Annotated in this window: 18 protein-coding genes; 10 read left to right on the top strand and 8 right to left on the bottom strand. The window is 68.7% G+C overall.

What is annotated here, in order from left to right; translation table 11 throughout:
• Nucleotides 1-79 precede the first annotated feature (79 nt).
• Nucleotides 80-2,950, bottom strand: a complete 2,871-nt coding sequence (locus ACQY4O_RS03420) for a TonB-dependent receptor domain-containing protein (protein ID WP_428374832.1) — start codon at nucleotides 2,948-2,950, stop codon at nucleotides 80-82.
• 611 nt (nucleotides 2,951-3,561) lie between these two features.
• Here ACQY4O_RS03420 and ACQY4O_RS03415 point away from each other — a divergent pair.
• Nucleotides 3,562-4,668 (top strand): OmpA family protein, encoded by a 1,107-nt coding sequence (locus tag ACQY4O_RS03415; RefSeq protein ID WP_428378089.1) that lies wholly within the window; start codon nucleotides 3,562-3,564, stop codon nucleotides 4,666-4,668.
• Nucleotides 4,669-4,708: 40 nt separating this feature from the next.
• Here ACQY4O_RS03415 and cysK read toward each other — a convergent pair whose 3' ends face one another.
• On the bottom strand, nucleotides 4,709-5,809 hold the full coding sequence (gene cysK, locus ACQY4O_RS03410; RefSeq protein ID WP_428374831.1) for a cysteine synthase A: 1,101 nt from the start codon (nucleotides 5,807-5,809) through the stop codon (nucleotides 4,709-4,711).
• 167 nt (nucleotides 5,810-5,976) lie between these two features.
• On the opposite strand from cysK, the gene ACQY4O_RS03405 reads away from it, so the two are divergent.
• From ACQY4O_RS03405 to ACQY4O_RS03395, 3 genes are all read left to right on the top strand, one after another.
• Complete coding sequence (locus ACQY4O_RS03405; RefSeq protein WP_428374830.1) at nucleotides 5,977-6,426, top strand: RrF2 family transcriptional regulator; 450 nt, start codon at nucleotides 5,977-5,979, stop codon at nucleotides 6,424-6,426.
• Nucleotides 6,427-6,572: 146 nt separating this feature from the next.
• Nucleotides 6,573-7,208 (top strand): peroxiredoxin, encoded by a 636-nt coding sequence (locus tag ACQY4O_RS03400; RefSeq protein ID WP_428374829.1) that lies wholly within the window; start codon nucleotides 6,573-6,575, stop codon nucleotides 7,206-7,208.
• Nucleotides 7,209-7,247: 39 nt separating this feature from the next.
• Nucleotides 7,248-9,014, top strand: coding sequence for an NADPH-dependent assimilatory sulfite reductase hemoprotein subunit (locus ACQY4O_RS03395; protein ID WP_428374828.1), 1,767 nt, complete (start codon nucleotides 7,248-7,250; stop codon nucleotides 9,012-9,014).
• A 99-nt stretch (nucleotides 9,015-9,113) separates the two neighbouring features.
• On the opposite strand, the gene ACQY4O_RS03390 is transcribed toward ACQY4O_RS03395, so the two are convergent.
• Nucleotides 9,114-9,635: a hypothetical protein gene (locus ACQY4O_RS03390; RefSeq protein ID WP_428374827.1), complete on the bottom strand. Its 522-nt coding sequence runs from the start codon at nucleotides 9,633-9,635 to the stop codon at nucleotides 9,114-9,116.
• Between the two features lie 371 nt (nucleotides 9,636-10,006).
• Here ACQY4O_RS03390 and ACQY4O_RS03385 point away from each other — a divergent pair, with 371 nt between their 5' ends.
• A complete protein-coding gene (locus ACQY4O_RS03385; RefSeq protein WP_428374826.1) occupies nucleotides 10,007-10,576 on the top strand; it encodes a hypothetical protein in 570 nt (189 codons plus the stop codon).
• 9 nt (nucleotides 10,577-10,585) lie between these two features.
• Here ACQY4O_RS03385 and ACQY4O_RS03380 read toward each other — a convergent pair whose 3' ends face one another.
• The 5 genes from ACQY4O_RS03380 to ACQY4O_RS03360 form a co-directional block, all read right to left on the bottom strand.
• The gene (locus tag ACQY4O_RS03380) at nucleotides 10,586-11,464 is read right to left on the bottom strand and encodes a hypothetical protein (protein ID WP_428374825.1); all 879 of its coding nucleotides are present in this window, start codon (nucleotides 11,462-11,464) and stop codon (nucleotides 10,586-10,588) included.
• Between the two features lie 111 nt (nucleotides 11,465-11,575).
• A complete protein-coding gene (locus ACQY4O_RS03375; protein WP_428374824.1) occupies nucleotides 11,576-12,859 on the bottom strand; it encodes an AAA family ATPase in 1,284 nt (427 codons plus the stop codon).
• Nucleotides 12,856-13,470: a hypothetical protein gene (locus ACQY4O_RS03370; protein WP_428374823.1), complete on the bottom strand. Its 615-nt coding sequence runs from the start codon at nucleotides 13,468-13,470 to the stop codon at nucleotides 12,856-12,858. The genes ACQY4O_RS03375 and ACQY4O_RS03370 overlap by 4 nt, the downstream gene beginning before the upstream one ends.
• 124 nt (nucleotides 13,471-13,594) lie before the next feature.
• Nucleotides 13,595-14,842 (bottom strand): efflux RND transporter periplasmic adaptor subunit, encoded by a 1,248-nt coding sequence (locus ACQY4O_RS03365; RefSeq protein ID WP_428374822.1) that lies wholly within the window; start codon nucleotides 14,840-14,842, stop codon nucleotides 13,595-13,597.
• Nucleotides 14,842-18,048 carry an efflux RND transporter permease subunit gene (locus ACQY4O_RS03360; protein WP_428374821.1) on the bottom strand — a complete coding sequence of 1,069 codons (3,207 nt, stop codon included), beginning with the start codon at nucleotides 18,046-18,048 and terminating at the stop codon, nucleotides 14,842-14,844. Before ACQY4O_RS03360 ends, ACQY4O_RS03365 begins: the two co-directional genes overlap by 1 nt.
• Before the next feature lie 273 nt (nucleotides 18,049-18,321).
• Between ACQY4O_RS03360 and parE the strand changes: the two genes are divergently transcribed.
• The 5 genes from parE (at nucleotide 18,322) to ACQY4O_RS03335 (ending at nucleotide 24,692) form a co-directional block, all read left to right on the top strand.
• Nucleotides 18,322-20,439: a DNA topoisomerase IV subunit B gene (gene parE, locus ACQY4O_RS03355; RefSeq protein ID WP_428374820.1), complete on the top strand. Its 2,118-nt coding sequence runs from the start codon at nucleotides 18,322-18,324 to the stop codon at nucleotides 20,437-20,439.
• A gap of 116 nt (nucleotides 20,440-20,555) precedes the next feature.
• Nucleotides 20,556-21,410 carry a DUF3034 family protein gene (locus tag ACQY4O_RS03350; protein WP_428374819.1) on the top strand — a complete coding sequence of 285 codons (855 nt, stop codon included), beginning with the start codon at nucleotides 20,556-20,558 and terminating at the stop codon, nucleotides 21,408-21,410.
• Nucleotides 21,410-21,835, top strand: a complete 426-nt coding sequence (locus ACQY4O_RS03345) for a group I truncated hemoglobin (protein ID WP_428374818.1) — start codon at nucleotides 21,410-21,412, stop codon at nucleotides 21,833-21,835. Before ACQY4O_RS03350 ends, ACQY4O_RS03345 begins: the two co-directional genes overlap by 1 nt.
• Complete coding sequence (locus tag ACQY4O_RS03340; protein ID WP_428374817.1) at nucleotides 21,816-22,208, top strand: cupredoxin domain-containing protein; 393 nt, start codon at nucleotides 21,816-21,818, stop codon at nucleotides 22,206-22,208. The genes ACQY4O_RS03345 and ACQY4O_RS03340 overlap by 20 nt, the downstream gene beginning before the upstream one ends.
• A complete protein-coding gene (locus ACQY4O_RS03335) occupies nucleotides 22,209-24,692 on the top strand; it encodes a putative bifunctional diguanylate cyclase/phosphodiesterase (protein ID WP_428374816.1) in 2,484 nt (827 codons plus the stop codon).
• Nucleotides 24,693-24,716 lie beyond the last annotated feature (24 nt).

The raw sequence follows: 24,716 nt of genomic DNA, 5'->3' as shown, positions 1-24,716 counted from the left end.
CCAAGACGGGGCCCCAGCGGGACCAGGGCAGCGCCCTGGCCTTGCTTTTTCAGTAGCCCGCTAGTGCTAGCTTGCCGGGTCAGAACTTGACCTGCAACCTCGCATAGAAGGTACGGCCGAACACGTCGTAGATATTGGCCGACGTGTTCTCGTTTGTATCCAGCGCGAAGGGCGGCGTCCGGTCGAACAGATTGTCGATGCCGGCAATCAGCTGGATCCGCTTGAAGTTATAGGCCGCCACGATGTCGTGGTAGAAGACCTCGTTGGTCTTGTAGAACCGGTCCGCCGCGGTGAAGTTGGCGCCGCCTGTGTTGTACGTCATGCCGTCGATGTAGCGGACGGTCCAGCTGAAGCTGAACGGGCCGTGCAGCCAGGTGGCGGTGAAGTTGTCGCGGATGACCGGAACGCCGACCGGATACAGGCCGCCGCCAAGAACGGTGTTGAGCGTGCCCTTCAGGTTGACGAACGCGCCGCCACTGACAAGCTGCTGGGTGTAGCCGATGGTGTCGACCAGCTCGTTGCTGAAGCTCAACGCGTTGTGGTCGCGCAGCTTGAGCAGGTAGTTCATGTCGAAGTCGATGCCGTTGGTCCGCACCACCCCCTCGTTCTGGTAGGGCGCGCTGGCAAGCGCGATGTTGCCGGAGCCGTTGCGCACGCCGGCGTCGGCGCAGAACGGGCTGGAGAAATTCGCACTCGTGTAGCACTGGTCCTCGACATACTGCACCGGCACCTCGCCGATCGAGTTGTTGATCGAGGTATGGTAGTAGTCGATGGTTGCCGAGAAATTCGGCAGGAAGCGCGGCGTCAGGACCGAGCCGATCGTATAGGTGCGGGACGTCTCGGGCCGCAGCTGCGGATTGCCGCCGATCAATGTCGCGATCTGGGTGCCGGTCTGCTGGAAGCCGAGCGGCACCCCTTGCCGCGCGCAGTTGGCACCGACATTGCCGGCCAGGCCGCCGTAGCTGGCGATCTGCGCGCACGGATCGGTGCCCTGCTCGAAGCTGAGCGTATCGCCACCGAAGGCCTCGGCGATCGCCGGCTGGCGCGTCGAGGTGCCGATATTGGCCCGGAAGCGGATATCCTGCGTCGGCGACCAGTTCAGGCCGGCCTTGAAGTTCTGCACGCCGCCGAAGGTGTTGTAGTCGGACCAGCGGCCGGAGACGTCGGCGGACAGATCCTTGGCGGCGATCAGATCCTTCAGGAGCGGGATGTTCAGCTCGCCGAACACCTCGCCCACATCGAAGCCGCCGCCGGTCGGGAATTCCTCCGCCGCGGTGGAATTGCCGGATTCGATGGTCGGGTCGGGGTGATACGCTCCGTTCTCCTGCCGGTATTCGAAGCCGACGGCCAGCGCAAGCGGGCCGTACGGCAGCTGCAGCAGATGGTTATTGGTGACCGTGGCGCCATAATCGCGGAATTGGTAGAACGCGTTGGCATTGGCCTCGAACGACGCATACCTGGAGGCAGCCGGGCTGATGTTGCCGGCGCCGAACGGGTTCAGCAGCGCGCAGCCGGCGGCCGCGCTGCAGAGCCCCGCATTGAACGGGTCGCCGACAACGCCATCCGAGCCCAGCGCGTTCTCGAAGTTGGCGAAATTGATCTGGTTGGTGAGCGTGATCGTGGTGTCCGAGTAGCCGTAGGTGAAGTAGGCGTCGTAGTCCCAGTTGCCGGTTATGTTGCCCTTCGCGCCGATGGTCGCCTGCCAGGTATCGGTTCCGGTCTTCGTCTCACGCGGACCGATGTCGGTGGTGCGGCGAAACCCGGTCAGGGGCTCGTTGACGCCGAGCGCCTCGGCGAAAGGGTTGCCCTGTGGGATGACGAGCGAGGATGCGGTGTTGGGGTTGCCGGTGACCGGCTGGCCGGACAGCTGCTCCTCCGTGTTCTTGTGGGTATAGAACGCCGAGGCGTAGGCGGTGAAATGGTCGTTGACGTCGTAGTGCGTCTGTGCCGCGACATTCCCCTGGGTCTCGCGATCCGACAGGTAGGAGTCGTAGCCGTAGTCGTAGCGGCCATTGATGTTCGGCTGCCCGCCGTTGGCGCCGTTATAGGTGTTGGAGAACGGAACGATCCTGTTGTTGATGGTGGTGATGTCGTCGCCCGAATTGGCGCCGAAATATCGACCCGCCACAGGAATGCTCGAGCCGATCGTGTACGGGTTGCCGGGCCCGTTATCGCCGGCGACCACCGGATCGGCCCAGTCGCGATCCTTCTGCAGGACAGGACCGCGGTCGAGGTAGTGGCCGGTGACGGTGAAGTTGCCGCGACCCTGCGCGAAGTCGAAGCCGGTGATGCCGGAGATGTCGCCCTGCAGGTTGTCGCCGGACGCGGTGATGTTGCCGTTCGTGTTGATCTGCGTGCCCGAGAAGTTCTTCTTGGTGATGATGTTGACGACGCCCGCCACCGCGTCGGCGCCGTAGATGGTGGAGGCACCATCCTTGAGGATCTCGATGCGGTCGATCATCTGGATCGGGATGGTGTCGAGGTCGACGCAGTCATCGCCGACGCCGTAGGCGGAATGGACGAAGCGGCGTCCGTCGACCAGCACCAGCGTGCGGGTGATGCCGAGATTGAGCAGGTCGATGCAGGACGATCCGTTGGCGCCGTTGTTGGTGGTGGAGAAGTTCCCCGAGTTGCCCACCGAGGGGATCTTGCGCAGCACGTCCTCGACCGTCTGGGCACTCGACTGCTCGATCTGCTTGGACGTCACCACGGTGATCGGCGCCTCGCTGGTCACGTTGCTGGTGCGCAGGCGCGAGCCGGTGACCAGCACATCCTCGGCGGACCCGGCGGCCGGCGCGCCCGCTGTCGCGTTGCCGACGCCCGCCGTCGGTGCGGCGATGGAGTTGGCGCCACTGACCTGCGCGCCTGCAGGATGCGCCGCCAGCAGCGCCACGGCGGCCACCGATCCGGCAAGGCTCAGTCGAAGGGTCAAGGCTGGGGCACCGTTCATCGGCCATGCACTCCGTATCAGGGCACGCTCCGGCCGGACGCCTGAGGCATGCGGCTCAAAAAAGAGCCAACTGGATCTGACCAGATTTAAACGGGATGTCACGAAACGATACGGCATTTGTGTCCGCAACGACGCTTCCCGGACACCTGTGATGAATATGCAACTCAGCTAAGCATGCGGCGCATGGAAATGAGATTGCGCGATGACCGCCGAAATAAACTTTATATGACTTCGAGGGCTTGTTTCTCGCAACTAGTGACACTCTGAAGGGTGTTTTAGTGGCTGTGCCGCGGTGACACAGGATTGGTTGCAACGCTCCGGCGGAAGTGTTTCGCAACCACACTGGTTGCATTCGAGCCGATCGGTGGCGTGGGCCAGGAGGCCGGACGCCCCGGCCCGCCGAGGTGTGCGTGCCGGCCACGACACACTCCGCCGAATAGTGGCTGGCGGCGTGGGCTCTTCTATGCGCGCGGAAAACCCGGTAGGACCGGAACGGTTGGTGGAGGCGCACGAGGATCCTGAGGAGGGTCGTGCGTGGCGAAGTGCGGGGGTACTGGATGATGCGGCGCGTATCGAGATTGCTGGGCGGCAGCGCGCTCGCCGGGCCGGTCATGCTGACGGTGCCGCTGCTCGCGGCTCTCCTGGGCGGCCACGCCCGCGCGCAGCCGGTGAGCGGCCTCTATGTCGGGCTCGGCGGCGGCGCCAATTTCCTGCAGGACGAGACCGTCCGCCTGAGCCCGGAATTCCCGTCCGGCAAGGATCGCTGGGATGTCGGCTATACCGGCGTCGGCAGCGTCGGCTGGGGTTTCGGCAACGGCGTGCGGGTCGAACTCGAAGGCAACTACCGCGACAACACGCTGCAGCATTTCCTCGGCACCAGCTTCCCGACCGAGGCCGGCGGCCACCAGGAGAACTACGGCGGCATGGCGAACGTGCTGTTCGACATGGATATCGGCAAGAGCTGGATCTACCCGTATCTCGGCGTCGGAGCCGGCTATAGCTGGACCCATCTCGATACGCAGTTCGCCGGCACCAACTATCCCTATGCCGAGCATGTCGGCGGCACGTCGGACAATTTCGCCTACCAGGCGATGTTCGGCGTCTCGCTGCCGGTGCCCTGGATCGTCGGGCTGTCGATGACCGCGGAGTATCGCTTCTTCTCCGTGCTCGGCCCGGAACGTTTCGACGGCAGCAGCATCGGCACCGCCGGCGCCTTCGGGCCCAAGCCGTACGGCGTCGCGCGCGGCAACGAGGACATCACGTCGGACTACAACCACTCCCTGCTGCTTGGCCTGCGCTACGAGTTCAACCCGGCGCCGCCACCGCCGCCGCCCGGACCGCCGGCCGAGACCGCCCCGGCTCCGGCGCCGTCGCGCACCTACCTCGTCTTCTTCGACTGGGACCGCGCGACGCTGAGCGATCGCGCGCGCCAGATCATCGCCGAGGCCGCGCAGGCCTCGACCCGGGTGCAGACCACGCGCCTGGAGGTCAATGGCTATACCGACAACTCGGCCGCCCAGCCCGGCGAGCGCGGCGAGGCCTACAACCAGGCGCTGTCGGTGCGCCGGGCGACCGCGGTGCGCACCGAGCTGGTGCGCGATGGCGTGCCGGAGACCGCCATCGACATCCACGGCTACGGCGAGACGCATCCGCTGGTGCAGACCGCGCCCAACACCCGCGAGCCGCAGAACCGGCGCGTCGAGATCATCATGCAGTGACGGGCCCGGGCCCGGACGGCAACGTCCGGGTTACGCAGGCCTATCCGAGGCCCGCGAACAGCGACGTCGAGAGATAACGCTCCGCGAACGACGGCACGATCGCCACGATCTGCTTGCCCGCATTCGATGGATTGCGCGCCAGGCCGAGGGCCGCGTGCAAGGCCGCACCCGACGAGATGCCGATCGGCAGCCCTTCCATGCGGGCGCAGCGCCGGGCGGCGGCAATGGCCTCGCGCTCCGACACCGTCAGCACCCCGTCCAGGATGCCCAGATCCAGCACGCCCGGGCAGAAGCCGGGGCCGATGCCCTGGATGCCGTGCGGCCCCGGCTCGTCGCCGTTCAGGACGGCGCTCTCCGACGGCTCGATGCCATAGACACGCAAGGACTCGCGCCGCGGCTTGAGCGCACGCGCAATGCCGGTGGCGGTGCCCCCGGTGCCGATGCCGGCGACGACGATGTCGACGCGACCCCCGGTATCGGTCCAGATCTCCTCGGCCGTGGTCTCGGCATGGATGTCCGGATTGGCGGGGTTGTCGAACTGGCGCGGCATCCAGGAGTTCGGGGTCGCGTCCAGGATGTCCCGGGCGCGCGCGATCGCCCCCGCCATGCCGAGTCGCGACGGCGTGAGCTCGAGCTGCACGTCCATCAGCCGCAGCATCTTGCGGCGCTCGACGGACGCGCCCTCCGGCATCGTGACGATCAGCCGGTAGCCGCGCGACGCCGCGACGAAGGCCAGCGCAATGCCGGTATTGCCCGAGGTCGGCTCGACCAGCACGGTGCGGCCGGGCGCGATCAGCCCCTCACGCTCGGCGCGCAGCACCATCGCGGCGCCGATGCGATCCTTGACCGAGCCGAGCGGATTGAAGAATTCAAGCTTCAGCGCGACATCGGCGAGCAGCCCGTCCTCCTGCGACAGGCGCGGCAGGGCGACCAGCGGGGTGCCGCCGACGGTCTCGACGATGCTGCCGTAGATCCGCCCGCGCGGTGCCGCGAACTCCGGCTGCTCGCGATTGAGCTCCGCCACGCCGGCGATCGGCCCCGGCGCCACCGCCGCCGCTGCGTGGCCGCTGCCGCGTGCGGCGTCGCGGTTGGCCGGGCGGTCGTCGGATGCCGTCGCCAGGGCGGTCGGTTGCTTCTTCATGGGCGAGACGTTTCCTGTTCATGACGCAAGGACGATGCGGCGGCGGACCGCCAAGCGCCCGCCGCTATAGCACCGATCTGGAGCGTGGATCATGGTGCCATGCTCTGATATAGGTGTCTGCGGCGTCCGGCGGAAGCGTTCCCCGGCCCTTTCAGGGACATCAGGCAATGCTGCTGAGGCGTGACCGGGCCATGATAGCGGTGCTCATCATGCTGGATGTGGCGTTCCATGCCGGCCGCGCGGGCACCGTCAGCGCCGCCGACATCGCCGAGCGCGCGGGACTGGCACGGCGCGGGATCGAGCCGCTGCTGCAGACCCTGTCGCGGTCCGCCCTGCTGGAGAGCGTGCGCGGCCCGCGCGGCGGCTACCGGCTCGGGCGGCCCCGTCGCGACATCCGCCTGTCGGATATCGTCGCGATCGCGGTGTCCGAGGAGGCCGGAGGCGACGATGGCCCGGTCGGCGACCTGTTCGGCCGCGTGGTCGAGCCGACCTGGAAGGAGCTCGACGACACGCTGCGCGCCCGGCTGCAGGAGCTGACCCTGGACGACATGGTGCGGCGCGCCGAGAGCGCCGGCCTGCGCCGCCCCCTGGCGGAACCGATCAGCTTTTCCATATAGGGGCCATACAGGGGGCGATACGCCGCCGCCGCCCCGAGGAAGGCAGTAAAGCACGCACTGGCCTTGTGGTCCGGTTGACCCGCGATTGCGCTTTGCGTTTTATCCACGGTCACCGCACCCCAGTGCCGCAATCCAGGGATCAACACATGACCGTCCAGCTTGGCCAGATCGCGCCGGACTTCGAACAGGACACGACCCAGGGCCGCATCCGCTTCCACCAGTGGCTCGGGGACAGCTGGGGCGTGCTGTTCAGCCATCCGAAGGACTTCACCCCGGTCTGCACCACCGAGCTCGGCGCCGTCGCCAGGCTGCAGCCGGAGTGGCGCCGGCGTAACGTCAAGGTGATCGGGCTCTCGGTCGACCCGCTGGAGAGCCACCATCGCTGGGAAGGCGACATTGCCGAGACCCAGGGGGCGGCGGTCAACTTTCCGATGATCGCCGATCCGGACCGCAAGGTCTCGGCACTCTACGGAATGGTGCATCCCGAGGCCGATCCGACGATCACCGTGCGCTCGGTGTTCGTGATCGATCCCGCCAAGAAGGTGCGCCTCAGCCTCACCTATCCGCCCTCCGCCGGCCGCAACTTCCAGGAGGTGCTGCGCGTCATCGACAGCCTGCAGCTCACCGACGGCTACAAGGTCACCACGCCCGCCGACTGGCAGCAGGGCGGCGACGTGATCATCGCCCCCTCGGTCAATGACGAGTCTGCCCGCGCGCTGTTCCCCGCCGGCTGGACGACGCTCAAGCCTTACCTGCGGATGGTAAAGCAGCCGGGACTTTGACCCGACTCTCCTCAACATTCCGAAACGGATCAACCAGACGTGGCTGACAAGACCGGGGCCGACAAGACCGGGGCTAACGACATCCGGGCCGACAAGAAGCTCTCCGGCGTCGAGACCCTCAAGCGGGAGAGCCGGGGGCTGCGCGGGCGGCTTGCCGAGGAACTGGCGGAAGGCGGCATCCAGGTCAGCGAGGATGCCTACAACCTGCTGAAATTCCACGGCAGCTACGAACAGTTCGACCGAGACACCGCGACCGTCCGCAAGCAGGCCAGGTTGGAAAAGCAGTACCAGTTCATGGTGCGCGTCCGCATGCCGGGCGGCGTCACCACGGCGGCACAATATCTGGCGCTGGATGCCCTGGCCGACCGGTTCGCCAATGGCAGCCTGCGCATCACCACGCGCCAGGGCATCCAGTTCCACGGCATCCTCAAGGGCGACCTGAAGGCCTCGATCGCCGCGATCAACCACGGCCTGCTGACCACGATCTCGGCCTGCGGCGACGTGGTGCGCAACCTGATGACCACGCCGGCGCCGCGTCGCGATGCGCGCCATGCCCGCGTCCTGGCCGACGTGCAGGCCCTGGCGCAGGCGCTGCTGCCGAGGAGCCGGGCGTACTACCAGATCTTCCTCGACGAGGAGCCGGTCGCCGGTGCCTCCGAGGACGAGCCGCTGTACGGCCCGACCTACCTGCCGCGGAAGTTCAAGATCGGCATCGCCCTGCCGGACGACAACAGCGCCGACGTGCTGTCCAACGACATCGGCGTGATCGCGCATTTCGACGCGGCCGGGCAGCTTGAGGGCTACACGATCGCCCTCGGCGGCGGCCTCGGCATGACGCACAACAACGCCCGCACCTTTCCTCGCCTCGCGACCCCGGTCTGCTTCGTGCCGCCCGACCGGTTGATCGCGATCTGCGAGGCGGTGATCCGCCTGCAACGCGACCACGGCGACCGCGGCGACCGCCGCCGTGCCCGTCTGAAATACGTCGTCGAGGATCGCGGCATCGCCTGGATCGCCGAAACCCTCGCCGGCTATTACGGCGCGCCGCTGATCCCGCCGCGGCCGTTGCCGGCGCTGGACGTGCCCGAACTGCTCGGCTGGCACGAGCAGGGCGACGGGCTGCTCTGGCTCGGCGTGCCGGTGCCTTCCGGCCGCATCGTCGATGCCGGCTCCGGGGCCATGGCTGGGGCCGGGGCCGTGCGCCTGCGCAGCGCGCTGCGCGACATCGTCACCCGCTTCGCCGCCGACCCGGTGTTCACGGCGCAGCAGGACGTGCTGCTGTCCAACATCCGCCCGGCCGACGTTGCTGCGATCGATGCGGTGCTGGCGGCGCACGGGGTGGTGCCGGCGTCGGCGATGACGCCGTTCGCCCGCTTCGCCCTGGCCTGCCCGGCGCTGCCCACCTGCGGGCTGGCGCTGACCGAGGCCGAGCGCATCCAGCCGCAGTTCGTCGCCATGTTCGAGCGGCTGCTGGCCCGCCACAGTCTCTCCGGCGAGCGTATCAGCCTGCGCACCACCGGCTGCCCGAACGGCTGCGCACGCTCCTATGCCGGCGATATCGGCCTGGTGGGCCGGGTGCCCGGATACTACGCGATCTATGTCGGCGGCGACTTCAACGGGACGCGGCTGTCGTTCCGGCTGCTCGACCGGGTGGCGGTCGCCGGGCTCGAGGCCAGGTTCGACGCGTTGTTCGCGGCGTTCGCGCGCGACCGCCAGGGCACCGAGGGCTTCGGCGACTTCTGCAACCGGCTCGGCCGCGACGCTCTGCTCGGTTTGACCGGCGACGGCAATAGCCAGGCGGCTTAGCCGGGTATTGAAAAGCCAAGCGCCAGGGCGCTGCCCTTGAGCCGCTGGGGCCGCCTCTTGGAGCAGTGGGGGCTCCAGACCCCGATTCTGAGCGAGCCGTCAGCTTGCCGAATGCTGCGTCGGGGTCGCGTGGTGACGACGACGAACCACGCGGCGCTTCGTCTTGGGATGCTCGACCGGGGCTGCCACCGGCGGCGGCGGCAACGCAACCCCGGTGGCGTCCGCACTCACCTCCACCTGCAGCGTGCTGCGCGGCTGGCCGCCGCCCGGCACCAGGCCGACCGCAAAGCTGTCCGGTCCGGCATAGGCGGTGTCCGCGGTGTAGGTCACGTAGGTCTTATTGTTGTAGTTGTAGATGAAGCTCTTGCCGTGCGTCGGCAGCGTGGTGAGCACGAACGAGGCGTATGCGCCGCCGCCGGGCTGGTCGATCGCGACGTCGCACAGCCCGTCATCGCTGCGCGCCTTGACCGCGACCGCGCGGCCGCCGGCAGTCTTGCTGATCGGCCCGATGCTGCACAGCGCGGACCGCTTGAGATAGCCGAACGGATTGGGCGGGATCACCGGCGGGGTTGGCGGCTTCTGCACGCAACCGGCCAGCAGGCCGGCCGTCGTCAGGCTCAATACAGCGACACGCACACGCACTCGACAGCTCCGCTTCTGGTCCATCCGCCATCCGACGAGAGGCCTGCGAGATTCGCGCGCGGACCGGCGGATTGAGCCGCTCCTGTAGATCAAGCGATGCGCCGGCGGAAGCCTTGGCGCGCATTGGCGCCAACCAAGCGCAAGGGCTCCGCCCTTGACCCGCTGGGGCCTGAAGCCCCAGACCCCGATTTTTAAATAGAAGGTTTGCAAAGGCGAGCCTTTGCTGGGGTTCCTGGGGCAAAGCCCCTGGCCTGCCTCTCAGGCTTTCCGCCTGCCGCTGTCCCTGGCGGCGCCCGGGGTGCGCCTGTATAACGCCCGCACCTTTGTCCCGCCCTGGTCTGGAACCCTGCATGTCCCTTCGCATCGGCCGCCGCCGCTCGCCCGCCAGCCTCGCAATCGGCGTTGCCGCCTGGTCGCTGCTGGCGGCGCCCGGGCTGACCGGGAGCGCCGCGTTCGCGGTGACGCAATGCGGCATGTCGCCGGCGCGCGAGGCCTTCGACGTGCAGGGGCTGAAGAGCGAGCTGATGGTGACGGCGCTCTCGTGCGGCGAGCAGGACCGCTACAACGCCTTCGTGGCGAAGTTCAAGCCGGGCCTGAATGACGAGGAGGCCGCCCTGAAGCGCTACTTCGCCACCTCGTACGGCCGCTCGGCGCAGCGCGAGCATGACGACTACATCACCCAGCTCGCCAACGTGCAGTCCGAGCGCGGCCTCGCCGCCGGCACGTCGTTCTGCCAGCAGCGGGTCAGCATGTTCGACGAGGTGCTGGCCCTCGACACCCCGGCCGACCTGGGCGGCTACGCCGAGGGGAAGGATATCGTGCAGCCGGCGACCTACGAGACCTGTGCCGCGCCGGAGCCTGTATCGCATCCCGGCCGGGTCCGCCATATCCGCAGCAGCCGGTCGCGCCACAAGGCCTGAGGGCGTCCTTCAACCGGCGGTCGGGTCGGCCGGGACGGTCCCGCTCGCGGCGTTGTCGTAGCCGCGATGCAGCAGGCGCCCCCAGCGCTGCATCCAGCCTGACTGCGCCCGGCTGCCGCCGTCCGGCTGCGGCCTGACCAGCAGCGTCGCCCCCATCCAGCCGCCGGCGTCGGATCGGAACCAGCGCAGCTCGACCAAAGCCGGCGGCACGGTCACGTCCATGCCCTGCAGGCGGGCGACCGCGCGTCGCTGGATGATGAACTCGCGCTTCGGATCGATGATCTCCGAGGTTCGCACCGGCCGCATCACCCAGCATTCGCGCGACAGCGGATCGGGGCCCGGATCGGCATGCTGGCTCGCCAGCGCCGCCGGATCGTAGCAGGCGCCGCTCGGGCGCACGCCGTCCTCGACGCTGGCGAGCGGCGGCGGCGCGGTCAGGCTCAGGATGCCGGTCACCTGTCCGGCGCTGGTGCGCCCGAGCACGATGGACTGCAGCGGATGCGCGCCGCCGTCGCGCACCAGCACGAGCTCGATCCAGTCACCGGCCGGCAGCGGCACCTGGCGTCCGGCGAAGCTGATGGTGCCGTGGCGCGTGGCCCCGAGCGGGGGTGCCGCCAGCGTGCCGTAGTCCGGGGCGGCGGCATCCGGCATTGCCGCGAAATGCGGCGCGGCGCTCGCCGACGCCGCCCCGGCGCCGAAATGCGGCAGATGCGGATGCAGCAGCCCAGAGCTGCCCAGAGAGCCGCCCAGAGAGCCGCCCAGGACGCCGGACAGGCGCGCCGGCAAGGCAGGCGGGAACAAAGCCGCCATCGCACTGCAGCCGACGGCACTGAACAGCGCCAGGCGCCAGGACGGCGCCCGTCGCCAGAGGCGTCCGAACGCCGACACGCGCGCCGCCTAGAGCAGAATCCGATCAATTGGAATCGCTTCGCGATGCCAAGTGTCGGATAAAGCTGCTCTCTCGAACGACAAGCAGAGCATGATCGATCGGATCATGCTCTAGCCCAGACGCTCGACGGGCGCGCGCAGGTCGGCGCCGACGGCGCGCACGCCGTCCGCGCCCTGCACCAGCTTGACCCGGGTCGCCCCCTGCTGGCGCGCCTCGATCAGGCCGTCGCTGACCATCTCCTCGATCGAGCGTACCAGGTCGCGCGCACTGGCGCCGTCGCCGAGGCGCTGCTGCTTCTGCATGACCTCGAACAGCAACTCGGCGTCGATGCCGCCGGCGGCGATGTCGAGGCCGTAGCCGGCGATCATCGCCTCGATCTCCAGCGCCGCCACGCGCGCGACGTCGAGGCCTTCGAGCGAGCGGAACACGAAGATGCGGTCGATGCGGTTCAGCACTTCCGGCGCAAAGCCCGCCTGGCGCAGCGCCACCACCGAGGCGCCGCGCAGCGCCTCCGCATCGCCGGCGTGGCGTATCGCGATCTCGCTCAGCACGTCGGTGGCGATGTTCGAGGTCAGCATGAAGATCGCCCGCGTGGTCGAGACCAGCGCGCCGTTCGAGGCCTCGGTGACATGGCCGTCGTTCCAGGCGCTGAGGAACTTCTTGAACACGTCCGGATGCGCCTTCTCGATCTCGTCGAGCAGCACCACGCTCTCCGGCGTCTCCTTCAGCCCGCCGGTCAGCTTGCCGTAGCTGTCGGAGCCGACATAGCCCTTCGGCGAGCCGAACAGCTGCGTCGCCGCATGCGGGGCGCTGAACTGGGTCATGTCGAAATGCAGCAGCTTGCGGTTCAACGCGAGTGCGAGCCGCTTGCTCAGGTAGGTCTTGCCGGTGCCGGGCGGCCCGGCCAGCAGGAACACGCCGACCGGCTTGCCGCGGGTCTGCAGGGCCAACCGGCGGCGCAGCGTCTGGGCGATATCCTCGCAGACCTGGTCCTGGCCGATCACCTGCCCGCGCAGCGTCTCGGCCAGCGCTCCTGCATCGATGAAGGTCGCCTTTTCCTGCTTGGACAGCAGTTGCTCGAGCGCCTCGCGATTGGTCAGCCGTGCCAGGACATCCATGATCCACCCTTGCCGCTTGCCGGACTTGGCATCCGCCTGCGATCGCAAGCTGCGCGGACGCTCGCCGGCGCGCCATTCATACACCAGCCCGGCCAGCACCAGCGTCCAGCAGGACGCGGCGATCCCGGTATAGAGCCAGCCGATCCGGCCCAGCCAGGCCAGCATAGCACCGGGCGAGAGGTGCAGCTGCATGGCGATCTGCACGGTCGCCAGCGTCAGGAACGCCAGCATCATCAGCGGCATCAGCCGGGTGGCGGCAGGCAGCAGGCCCTTCATTGCACCACCACCCCGATCCTGAGCACCTGGCCGGGCGCCACCGGCTGCAGTTCGAGCGGACCGGTCATGGTCACCGCGCCCATATGCACGTCGGCGTCGGCCGACGCGCCGACCGGCTGCAGCGACACGATGCCGGCGCGGTCGATCGGCAGCGTCACCAGCACCGGCACATGGCCCAGCGCCACCGTCTGGGTGAGGCCCCCTGCACTCACCTGCACCGTCGAGCCGGCGCCGACATCGAACAGCGGCAGCCGCACCAGCCGCAGCCGCCGGCGCTGTGCCGCCTGCACCAGCGCATCCTGCTGCACCGCCGGCAGCCCGATCGCCTGCACCGCAGCCTGGATGCCCGCCATCGGCAAGGCCGGCGCCTCGACCAGCCCGTGGATGGTGTCCGGGCCGTTCGGATCGGGGCCGGACCGCGCACCCGCGGCGGAGCCCAGGCCCAGCGCCGGCACCAGGGCTGCGATCGTTGGCTCGTAGCGAAGCGTCAGCCCGGCGGCGACGACCAGGGCCAGCAGGCCATAGAGGAAGCGCTGGCCGCCGCCCGCGGCCTGCGCCGGCATCAGGCTCGGCTCCAGGCGTCGCGTTCCGGGCGCATCGGGTCTCGGCATGCCGGAATGATCGCAAAGCCGGCGCGGCACCGCAATCGGTGCAGGCGCCGTAATCATCATGGTTACCGGATCTTACAGAGCGAGCAGCCGGGACGTGCGCCCGGGACGTGCGCCCCGGCCGTCATCAACCCGCCGCCGTCTTGGCGGTGGCCCCGCCGCCGCCGCCCGTCTTGCCGGACAAGGCGTGCACATGCTGGCCGTCCTCGAGTTCCGACGGCGGATTGATCACCAGCCTCTCGCCGCCCGACAGGCCGTGCGCGACCTCGGCCTGCTCGCCGAGATCACGCGCCAGGGTGATCGGGGTGAGCTTCACGGTGCCGTCGGCCTGCAGCACCGCGACGCGCAGGCTGGCGGTGTCGAAGATCAGGGCGGAGTCCGGGATCATCACCACCGGCTCCGGACGCTCCAGCTGGAACAGCATGTCTACATAGAGGCCGGCGGTCAGGGTCTCGTCCGGGTTGGGGATGTCGACCTCGACCAGCAGCGACCGCGAATTCTGCGCCAGCGACGTCGAGGTGCGGGTGATGGTGCCGCTGAAGACGCGGTTGGGCAGTTCCGGCACCCGGATCTCGGCGCGCACCCCGTCATGCATGCCGGGGAACTGGCTCTGCGGCACATAGACTTGGCAGCGCAGGATGTCGTCGCGGTCGATATGCAGCAACGCGGTGCCCGAGCTGGAGTCGCTCTGCACCAGATCGCCGATATCCACCTGGCGCGCGGTGATGACGCCGTCGAACGGCGCCACCACGCGCTCGAACCCGGTGAGCGCCACCAGCCGGTCGATGGTCGCCTGCTGGGCGCGTATGTTGGCCGCCGCGACCCCGATGCCGGCCTGCGCGCTGGCGACGCTCTTCTCCTGCACGCTGCTGTTGGTGGTCTGCGTGTCGGCGTCCTGCCGCGTGCCCCAGCCCTGGCTCGCCAGCGTGGTGGCACGGTACTTGTTCAGCTTTCCAAGCTTGTCGTTGGACCGCGCCTCGTCGAGCGTCGCCTGCGCCTGCAGCAGCGCCGCCTCCATCTGGCCGAGCTGCGCGCGGGCCTGGCTGAGCTGCGCGTCGAGATCGGGGGCGGCGATGCGCAGCAGCAGGTCGCCCTTGTGCACCTTGCTGCCGATATCGACCCGGCGCTCGGCGATGTAGCCGGTGGCACGGGCATAGAGGTCGGCGGCATCGAAGGCGACGGTCTGCCCGGGCAGGGTGATCGGATGGTTGTCGAGCGAGCGCTTCGCGGTGGCGACATGCACGTCGGGGATGAAGCTGGCCTCGGCGTGCTGGGTGTCGTCGGCGGCGCGGGACTGCTGCCAGTGGTTGAAGCCGCCCCAGCCGATCAGCAGGGCCAGCGGCACCGCGACCCAGAGAGCCTGCACGGGACGCATCAGATGTAATCCTCCGGGTCCCGGACGGGGTGGCTGCGCAGCAACGTGTAGAGGAACGGCACGAACAGCAGCGTCGACACCGTGCCGACCGAGATGCCGCCGATCACCGCGCGGGCGAGGGCCGCATTCTGCTCGCCGCCCTGGCCGAGATCGAGCGCCATCGGGATCAGGCCCACCACCATCGCTCCTGCCGTCATCAGCACCGGCCGCAGCCGCGTCTCGCCGGCCATCTGGGCCGCCTCGGCCGCCGAACAGCCGGTCTCGATGCGGTGTTCCCGTGCGAACGTCACCAGCAGGATCGAGTTCGCGGACGCGACGCCGACGCTCATGATGGCCCCCATCATCGAGGCGATCGAGAGGGTCGTATGGGTGATGAACAGGCTCAGGATGATGCCGCAGAACACCAGCGGCAGCGCGCACAGCACCACGAACGGGTCGCCCCAGTCCTGGTAGTTCAGCACCATCAGCAGATAGACCGCGATCACCGCGACCAGCAGCCCGACCTCGATGTGCGAGAAGGCGCTGTCCATGCTCTGGATCTGCCCACGGATCAGGATGCGGTCCGGCGGCTTCAGGTGGGTCTCCTCGTCGGCCACCACGCGCCGGATCGCCGCCGCAGCACTGCCGAGGTCGCGGTCCTGCACCGCCGCATAGACGTCGTAGCTGGGCTCGGTATTGACATGGCTCAGCACCGACTGCTCGGTCTGGCGATGGAAGCTGGCGACGTTGGTCATCAGGCTGACCGGCTGCGCGGTCTGCGTGTTGTTGCTCGAGGAGCCCAGGATCGGCAGCGCCTCCACCGCATCCAGCGAGGACTGCCGGTATTCCGGCGCCTGCACCCAGAGCTGCCAGGGGATGCCGGTCTTCGGATCGGTCCAGAAGTTCGGCGCCACCTGGAACGAGCCGGACAGGGTGATGTTGACCTGGTTGGCGACGTCCTGCTCGGTCAGGCCGAGTTCGGAGGCGCGCTGGCGGTTGATGTCGGCGAAAAACTCCGGCGCGTCGGTGATCTGCTGGATATGCACGTCGACCAGCCCGGGCAACGATGCGAGGCGACGCGCGATGCGCTTGGCCGCGGCGAGGTCGGCCACGTCGTGCCGGCCATGCACCTGCACGTCGATCTGCGACGGCACGCCGAAATCCAGGATCTGGGTGATCATGTCGGCCGGCTGGAAATAGAACAGCGCATCCGGGAATCGGTGACGCAGTTCCTGCCGCAACTTGCGTGTCACCGCGGTCGCCGAGACGCCGTTCTTGAGCGTCGCCAGGATCTGGCCATCGTAGTAGGCGACGAAGGTGCCGTCGTCGAAGGCGAGGTTATAGTTCAGCGACGGCAGGCCGATATTGTCGACCACGACCGCGACGTTGTTTTGGCCGGCCACGTCGCGGATGGTCTGCTCGGTTCCGGCAAACAGCTTGGCGGTGTCCTCGATGCGCAGGCCGGGCCGCGCGCGGACGTGCAGCGCGAGCTGTCCCGAATTGATCTGCGGGAAGTAGTCCTGGCCGATGAACGGGAACAGGCAGCCACCGAGCAGCAGCACCAGGCCGGCCACCAGTGCGGTCGCCAGGCGGCGGCGCAGCGCGATTTCGAGCAGCGATGCATAGCCCTTGTGGAAACGGTCGAAGCGCCGCTCGAAGCCGGCATGGATGCGGCCGAACAGGCCGGGCTGCTTGCCACCCTCGCCTCCCCCCTTGGCGTCCTCCTTCGCCTTTTCCTTCCGGCCATGCTCAGGCGCGACCAGCACGTCGATCAGGATCGGCACCAGGGTGCGCGACAACAGGTACGAGGCCAGCATGGCGAACACCACGGCCAGCGCCTGCGGGGTGAAGATGTATTTCGGAGCGCCCACCAGGAACAGCACCGAAACGAACGCCGAGCAGATCGACAGCGTCGAGATCAGCGTCGGCTTGGCGATGCTGGCACCGCCCTCGACCACGCTCTCGCGGAACGGCTTGCCGCTTTCCAGCACCCGGTAGGTGTTCTCGATCGCCACCGTCGCATCGTCGACCAGGATGCCGACGGCCAGCGCCAGGCCGCCCAGGGTCATCACGTTCATGGTCTCGCCGATGGCGGCGCAGACCGCGAGCGAGGTCAGGATCGCCAGCGGGATCGATACCAGCACCACCAGGGTGGCGCGCCAGGAGCCGAGGAACAGCAGGATCATCAGGCCGGTCAGGCCGGCGGCGATGCAGCCCTCCTGCACCACTTCGCTGATCGCGTCCGAGACGAACACCGACTGGTCGAACAGCGAGACGATATGGATGTCCTTGGGCGCCGAGGCGAGGATGCCCGGCATCATCGATTTGACCGCGTTCACCACGTTGAGCGTCGAGCTGGTGCCGTTCTTGAGCACCGGCAGCAGCAGGCCGAGCGCGCCGTTCACATGCACCATGTTCTGCTGCGGCGGGCCCCCGGCGCGGGCGTAGCCGACGTCACGCAACAAGATCGGCGTGCCGTTGACCAGCTTGAGCGGCATGTTGTTGAGCCGGTCGAGCACGTTCGGCAGCGTGTTCATGCGCACGATGAACTGGGTCTGGCCGAACTTGGCGAGGCCCGACGGCAGCGTCAGGCTCTGCGCGTTGATCGCGGTCACCACCTGCATCGGCGTCATGCCGCGGGCGGCCAGCGCATGCGGGTCGATGTCGATCTGCACCTGCTGCGGCACGCCGCCATAGGGCGGCGGCAGCGTCGAGCCCGGCGTGGTCTGCAGCGTCGAGCGCAGCCTGAAGCGCATGTAGTTGTACACCTGCGCCTGGCTCTCGACGTCCGAGGTCGCCGCGATCTGGATCACCGGCACCGAGGAGGCGGAGAATTGCAGGATGATCGGCGGCTGGATGCCGTTCGGCAGCTGGCCGCGTATCGAGTTCATCGCCGCGGTGACCTGGGTGAGTGCCAGGCTGATATCGGTGCCGGGCTGGAAATAGACCTTGGTCAGGGTGGTGCCCTGCAGGGTCGTGCTCTCCATGTCCTGGATGCCGGTGACGTTGTTGCTCAGCGCCAGCTCGGAGTAGCTGGTGACCTGGTTCTGCATGTCGGGCGTGTCGAGCCCGGTATAGGTCCAGATGATACTGACCACCGGGATGTTGACGCTGGGCAGCACGTCCTTCGGCATCAGCACGGCGGCACCGCCGCCGGCCAGCAGGATCAGGATCGACATCACATAGAAGGTCACCCGGAACTTCAGGGCGAACTTGACCAGGTACACGGGGCAATCTCTCCGACGGGCGGAAGCTGTAGCGCTTGTCCGACAAAGTGGTTCGGGCGGCGCGCCGATCCCAGAGACCGGATATGTTTCAAAACGATACGGGTTGGCCTGCTTGACGGCCTTGTCACGCCCGCATTGACAGGACGGGCCGATCCGGGGCCTTGGAGTCCGGGGCCTTGGAGCCAGGGGCCTTGGAGCCAGGGGCCTTGGAGCCAGGGGCCTTGGAGCAGGAGGCGCTTGACGATCCCGGTGATGGCGAAGCAAGAACACAGCATGAACGACCTCTTCTCGCGCCAGGCTCCCTCGCGCCAGGCTCCCTCGCGCCAGGCTCCCTCGCCCAAGACGCCCTCGCCCAAGACTCCGGAGGCGCCCCGGCGATCGGCGGCCAGTCCGGCGGCCAGCCAGCCTGCGGCGTCGGCCGGCGGCGCAGGCGGCTACGACGCGCGCGACATCGAGGTGCTGGAGGGGCTGGAGCCGGTGCGGCGACGGCCCGGCATGTATATCGGCGGCACCGACGAGACCGCCCTGCACCACCTGGCCGCCGAGATCCTCGACAATGCGATGGACGAGGCGGTGGCGGGCCATGCCAGCCTGATCGAGTTCACGCTTGAAGCCGATGGCCGGGTCACGGTGCGCGATAACGGGCGGGGGATCCCGGTCGACCGGCATCCCAAGTTCAAGGAGCTGTCGGCGCTGGAGGTGATCTTCACCACGCTGCATTCGGGCGGCAAGTTCTCCGGCCGCGCCTACGAGACCTCGGGCGGACTGCACGGAGTCGGCTCCTCTGTGGTCAATGCGCTGTCCGCGTCGCTCGAGGTCGAGGTGGCGCGTGACCGCGCGGTGTGGCGGCAGGCCTACGAGCGCGGCCGGCCACTCGGGCGGCTGGAAAAGCTCGGCGCCACGCAGAACCGGCGCGGCACCCAGGTCCGCTTCCTGCCGGACCCGGAGATCTTCGGACCGCTGCGGTTCAACCCGAAGCTGCTGTACCGGCTATGCCGCTCCAAGGCGTTCCTGTTCCGCGGCGTCACCCTGCAATGGCGTTGCGACGCCTCGCTCCTCCAAGCCGGGGGCCTGAAGGGCGGCAGCGGCGACGTGCCGGAGGCGGCGCTGCTGCATTTCCCGGGTGGCCTGGCCGACAGCCTGCGCGACGAGCTCGGCGAGCCGCAGCGCCTGCTGGCCGAGCTGTGGTCCGGCGAGGCCGCGCTGCCCGCCGCTGCCGACGGCAAGTCCACCGGCCGGCTGGAATGGGCGATCGCCTGGCTGGAGAGCGGCGAGGTGCCGCTCGCCTCGTTCTGCAACACCATCCCGACGCCGCAGGGGGGCACCCACGAGACCGGCTTCCGCAACGCGCTGCTGCGCGGCCTGCGCGCCTGGGGCGAGCACCGGCACAACAAGCGCGCGCTGCAGGTCACCGCCGAGGACCTGCTCGGCGCGGTCGCGGCCAAGCTGTCGGTGTTCATCCGCGAGCCGCACTTCCAGGGCCAGACGAAGGAGCGCCTGACCAACACCGAGGCGACCCGGCTGGTCGAGACCGCGCTGCGCGACCGCTTCGACCACTGGCTGTCGGGGCACCCGGCGCAGGCCGACACCCTGCTCGCCTGCATCATCGAGCGCGCCGAGGAGCGGCTGCGCCGGCGCGAGTTGAAGGAGACGCCGCGCAAGTCGCCCACGCGTCGGCAACCGCTGCCCGGCAAGCTCACCGACTGCACCCGTGGAAATGCCGCCGAGACCGAGATCTTCCTGGTCGAGGGCGACAGCGCCGGCGGCTCGGCGCGGCAGGCACGCAACCGGGAGACCCAGGCGGTGCTGCCGCTGAAGGGCAAGATCCTCAACGTCGCCAGCGCCTCGATCGAGAAGCTGCGCCAGAACCAGGAGCTGCGCGACCTGGTTGAGGCGCTCGGCTGCGGCGTCGGCGAAAAGGCCGATATGGCCCGGCTGCGCTACGGCCGCGTCATCATCATGACGGACGCCGATGTCGACGGCGCGCACATCGCCTCGCTGCTGATGACCTTCTTCTACCGCGAGCTGCCGGCGCTGATACGCGGCGGGCATCTGTACCTGGCGCAGCCGCCGCTGTACCGGCTCACCCAGGGGGCCAGGACGATCTACGCGATGGATGACCGCGACCGCGAGCGCAAGCTGAAATCTGGCTTCAAGCCGAACGCCAAGGTGGAAGTCAGCCGCTTCAAGGGCCTCGGCGAGATGCCGGTCGCCGACCTCAAGGCGACCACGATGGACCCGGCGCGGCGCACCCTGCTCAAGGTGGTGGCAGCGCCCGAGGATCGCGCCGCGACCAGCACCATGGTCGAGAGCCTGATGGGCCGGCGCCCCGAGCTGCGCTTCCAGTTCATCCAGGAGCACGCACGCGGGGTCGAACTGCTGGACGTCTAGCGGATGCGCTAGTTAGTTCTTGAGTGTAACGATCTTCTATCGCTACACCACGCGTCACGGTTGTGTTTTGCGCGGGTGCGACGATGAGGTTTTGGCATGCCGGGTCTCGGCCGGGCATGATCGTGGTGTGCGCCATCGCGCTGGCGGCACTCGGCAGGCCTGCCCTCGCCCAGGATAGCGGACGGCTGCTCGCCACCTCCGGCGTGACCGAAATCGAGGGCGCCGGCGGCGGCGGCCTGGTGCCCTGGGCGCTGATCACCGGCTACGGCACCCGGGACGCCATCGGCGCCACGGCGCATGGCAGCTTCGTCGGGCTGTCGGATTTCGGCCTGTCCTCGGTCGGCGCCAGCATCGGGCTCTATGACCGGGTCGAGCTGTCCTACAGCCATGACTGGTTCGACACCGCGGCGGCCGGCGGCCGGCTCGGCCTGGGCCGCGGCTACCAGTTCAACCTCGATGTCGTGGGCGCCAAGCTGCGGCTGGTCGGCGATGCGGTCTATGACCAGGATAGCTGGCTGCCGGAGATCTCGGCCGGCACCGAGTTCAAGGCGGCGGACGAGCACGCGGTGCTGCAGGACGTGGGCGCTTCCAGCCCGGACGGCGTCGATTTCTACCTGGCCGCCACCAAGCTGTTCCTGGCGGAAAGCCTGCTGGTGGATGCGACCGTGCGCGCGACCAGGGCCAACCAGTTCGGCCTGCTCGGCTTCGGCGGCGACCGCGACAATGCCTACAGCGCCGAGTTCGAAGGCTCGGCGGCGCTGCTGCTGACCCGCCGGCTGGCGGTCGGCGCCGAGTTCCGCAGCAAGCCGGACAATTTGCGCTTCGCGGCGGAGGGCGATGCATACGACATCTTCGCCGCGTTCTTCCTGAACAAGCATCTCGCCGCGACCCTCGCCTGGCTGGATCTCGGCCGCATCGCCCGGCAGGGCGACCAGACGGGCTACTACCTCTCCCTGCAGGCCGGTTTCTGATGCAGAAATCCATGCGCATCCTGCTGCTGGCAGCCTGGCTGGGCTGCACCACCGGGCCGGCTCTGTGTGCGAACTCGCTGTACGAGCAGCTCGGCGCCGCAGCCGGGGTACACCGCATCGTCGGCGCGGCACTCAGGCGCTACTACACCGACCCGCGGCTTCACGACGATTTCGACAATGTCAACCAGGTCTGGCTGCAGCCCCGGTTCGAGACCTTCATCTGCCACGTCACCGACGGGCCGTGTCTCTACAAGGGCCGTTCCATGGCCGCCTCGCATCGCGGCCTGCATATCGACCAGGCGCGCTTCAATGCCGCGGTCGAGGATCTGCAGGACGGCATGGACGAGGCCGGCGTGCCGTTCCGCCTGCAGAACCGGCTGCTGGCGCGCCTGGCGCCGATGGAGCGTGACATTGTTACGCGATGAACGATCGCGGCGGCATTGGGCTTCGCTGCTGCTGCTCGCCGCCGCCGCCGCCGGACAGCCTGGCCGGGCGGCCGAGGCCCCCGCCCCAAGCCAGGCTCCGGCGCCGCCCGGTTTGCCGAAGGAGGTGGTGGTCTCGCAGCACGATCGCGCCTTTTCCACCCACCTGGTGCAGATCAGGCCGGGCGGTTCGATCCGGTTCGACAATGACGACGACTTCACCCACCAGGTCTTCGTGCAGTCGCCTTGGATGTCGTACGAGTCCGACGAGCAGGAACCCGGACACGCGATCAGGGTGACGTTCCCGAAGGCCGGCAGCTACGACGTGCAGTGCCACATCCATCCGAAGATGCACCTGCAGGTCGTTGTGAAATAGATGCCGATCCGCGGCAAGATCCTCTCGGGTTGCCTGGCGCTGACCCTGCTGACGGCGCTCCTCGGCGTGTTTGCCGAGCGCGCCGAGCGCCGGCTGGGGTTCCTCGCCTTCGACATCTACGACAACGCCTTCATGTCGGTGAGCTATCTGCGCGAGGCGCAGATGGATTTCGGGCAGATGGCACGGGGCAGCGCCCCCGGCAGCCCCCCCGGCAGCACAGCCTCGCGGCCGGCTGCCGCGGTCGCGCAGGAGATCCTCGACGATCTCGACGTGGTGCGCGCGCGCGCGATGTCCCCGTCGGGCCGCGAGCAGGCCGAAGCGCTGCGCCGCAATGTCGCCGCCCTGCTGCCGGGCATCGCCGCCGATCCGGCGGGCGTCGTCATGACGCAGCAGGCCTTCGACCGTCTGGTCGAGACGTTCGCCGGCGACGGCTTCACGTATCGGCGCACTGTCGGCCGGATGGTGGCCCTGCAGCGCCGCCAGACCTGGGGCGCGCTGATCGTCAGCGTGGCCGCGGCGATGACGATCACCGCGCTGATCACTCGCCTGATCGCACCGCCGGTGCGCCGCGCCGTCCGTATCGCGCAGTCCATCGCGGCCGGCCGGCTGGACAACCCGATCGCGGCAACCGGCCGCGGCGAGACCGCCGACCTGATGCGGGCGCTGTCGGTGATGCAGTCCAGCATCGCGTCCGGCATGCGCCGCATCCAGGCGCTGATGGACCAGCAGGCGCAGAGCCACGCCGGCGAGATCGCCGCCCAGCATGCGCAGATGCAGGCGGCGCTCGCCAACATGAACCAGGGCCTGTGCCTGTTCGGCGCCGACGGCAGCCTCAGGGTCGCCAACACCCGGTTCGCCGAGATGTTCGGGGCGCCCGTGCTCGGCCGCAGCGCCGACGAGGTCCTGCGGGCGGCCGGGCTCGCGTCGCTGATCGACATCTCGCGCGACGGGCTGCTGGAGACGTTCTCCTGCGAACTCGAGGACGGCCGCATCATGGCGGTGTCGCAGCAGCCGATCGCGGGCGGCGGCTGGGTCGCCACCTACGAGGATGTCAGCGAGCGGCGCGCGGCCGAGCGACGCCTCGCCCACATGGCGCGGCACGACCTGCTGACCGGGCTGCCGAACCGGCTGCTGTTCGAGGAGCATATGCGCGAGGCTCTCGCGAGCCTGGCGCCGAACGACGGGCTGGCGGTGCTCTGCCTGGACCTCGACCGCTTCAAGCTGGTCAACGACACGCTCGGGCACGGCATCGGTGACGATCTGCTTCGCCTGGTGGCGGCCCGTCTGCGCGGCTGCGTGCGCGAGGAGGACCTGGTGGTCCGGCTCGGTGGCGACGAGTTCGCCATCATCCAGCTCTCGCGCGGCCAGGACAGCAGGGGGCCCGCCCTGCTCGCTGCCAAAATCCCCGCCTTCCTTGCTCCGAAGGTCATGGAGCAGCCGCAGGAAGTGACGATGCTGGCACAGCGGGTGATCGAGCGGTTGTCGGCGCCGTTCGAGGTCGACCAGCACCAGATCGGGATCGGCGCCAGCGTCGGCATCGCGCTGTCGAGCGACCCCAGCCTGTCCGAGGACGACCAGCGCAGCCCGCAGGCCCTGCTGAAATGCGCCGATCTCGCGCTGTATCGCGCCAAGGCGGCCGGACGCGGCAACTTCCATTTCTTCGAGCCGGACATGGACACCCGCATGCAGGCGCGCCGTCGCCTGGAGCAGGACCTTCGCCTGGCGGTCAGCGCGCAGCAGTTCGAGCTCTACTACCAGCCGCTGATGGAGAGCGGCGCCGGCCTCTCCGGCTTCGAGGCGTTGCTGCGCTGGAACCATCCCGAGCGTGGCCTGGTGAGCCCGGTGGAGTTCATCCCGCTCGCCGAGGAGGTCGGCCTGATCCCGGTGATCGGCCGCTGGGCCCTGCAGCGGGCCTGCGCGGACGCCGCCGCGTGGCCCGCGACCCTCAAGGTGGCGGTCAATCTCTCGCCGCTGCAGTTCCGGCCGGGGCTGGCGGCCGAGGTCGCCGATGCGCTGGCGGCCAGCGGCCTGTCGGCGCGTCGTCTCGAGCTGGAGATCACCGAGAGCCTGCTGCTGCAGGATGACGCGGCGGTGCTGGCGACCCTGCACCGGATCCGGGCGCTGGGCGTGCGGATCGCGATGGACGATTTCGGCACCGGCTACTCCTCGCTCGGCTATCTGCGGCGCTTCCCGTTCGACAAGATCAAGATCGACCAGTCCTTCGTGCGCGGCATGATCGACCAGGCCGACTGCCTGGCGATCGTGCGCGCCGTGATCGGGCTCGGCCGCTCACTCGGGATCGCGATCAATGCGGAGGGGGTCGAGACCACGGCCCAGCACCAGGCCCTGCTGCGCGAGGGCTGCGACGAGCTGCAGGGCTTCCTGTTCAGCCGCCCACGCCCGGCCAGCGAGGTCGCGAGCATGGTGCAGCAGCTCGGCCCCGCATCGTCCCGCGAGCCCACGCTGGCCCGCGAGCAGGTGTAGTCGTCACTTGACGTAGCCGACGTT

Source organism: Lichenicoccus sp. (genome assembly GCF_965277665.1).
Classification (GTDB): domain Bacteria; phylum Pseudomonadota; class Alphaproteobacteria; order Acetobacterales; family Acetobacteraceae; genus Lichenicoccus.
The sequence above is the reverse complement of the archived record's forward strand: the minus strand, read 5'-3'. Positions and strand labels throughout refer to the sequence as shown.

Bases quoted from the DNA above. Each gene is read 5' to 3' on its own strand.
- ACQY4O_RS03375 (WP_428374824.1), bottom strand. From the start codon at position 12,859: ATGAAGGGCCTGCTGCCTGCCGCCACCCGGCTGATGCCGCTGATGATG.
- ACQY4O_RS03345 (WP_428374818.1), top strand. From the start codon at position 21,410: ATGCAGAAATCCATGCGCATCCTGCTGCTGGCAGCCTGGCTGGGCTGC.
- ACQY4O_RS03365 (WP_428374822.1), bottom strand. From the start codon at position 14,842: ATGCGTCCCGTGCAGGCTCTCTGGGTCGCGGTGCCGCTGGCCCTGCTG.
- ACQY4O_RS03335 (WP_428374816.1), top strand. From the start codon at position 22,209: ATGCCGATCCGCGGCAAGATCCTCTCGGGTTGCCTGGCGCTGACCCTG.
- ACQY4O_RS03405 (WP_428374830.1), top strand. From the start codon at position 5,977: ATGCTGCTGAGGCGTGACCGGGCCATGATAGCGGTGCTCATCATGCTG.
- parE (WP_428374820.1), top strand. From the start codon at position 18,322: ATGAACGACCTCTTCTCGCGCCAGGCTCCCTCGCGCCAGGCTCCCTCG.
- cysK (WP_428374831.1), bottom strand. From the start codon at position 5,809: ATGAAGAAGCAACCGACCGCCCTGGCGACGGCATCCGACGACCGCCCG.
- ACQY4O_RS03370 (WP_428374823.1), bottom strand. From the start codon at position 13,470: ATGCCGAGACCCGATGCGCCCGGAACGCGACGCCTGGAGCCGAGCCTG.
- ACQY4O_RS03400 (WP_428374829.1), top strand. From the start codon at position 6,573: ATGACCGTCCAGCTTGGCCAGATCGCGCCGGACTTCGAACAGGACACG.
- ACQY4O_RS03415 (WP_428378089.1), top strand. From the start codon at position 3,562: ATGCTGACGGTGCCGCTGCTCGCGGCTCTCCTGGGCGGCCACGCCCGC.
- ACQY4O_RS03385 (WP_428374826.1), top strand. From the start codon at position 10,007: ATGTCCCTTCGCATCGGCCGCCGCCGCTCGCCCGCCAGCCTCGCAATC.
- ACQY4O_RS03350 (WP_428374819.1), top strand. From the start codon at position 20,556: ATGATCGTGGTGTGCGCCATCGCGCTGGCGGCACTCGGCAGGCCTGCC.
- ACQY4O_RS03420 (WP_428374832.1), bottom strand. From the start codon at position 2,950: ATGAACGGTGCCCCAGCCTTGACCCTTCGACTGAGCCTTGCCGGATCG.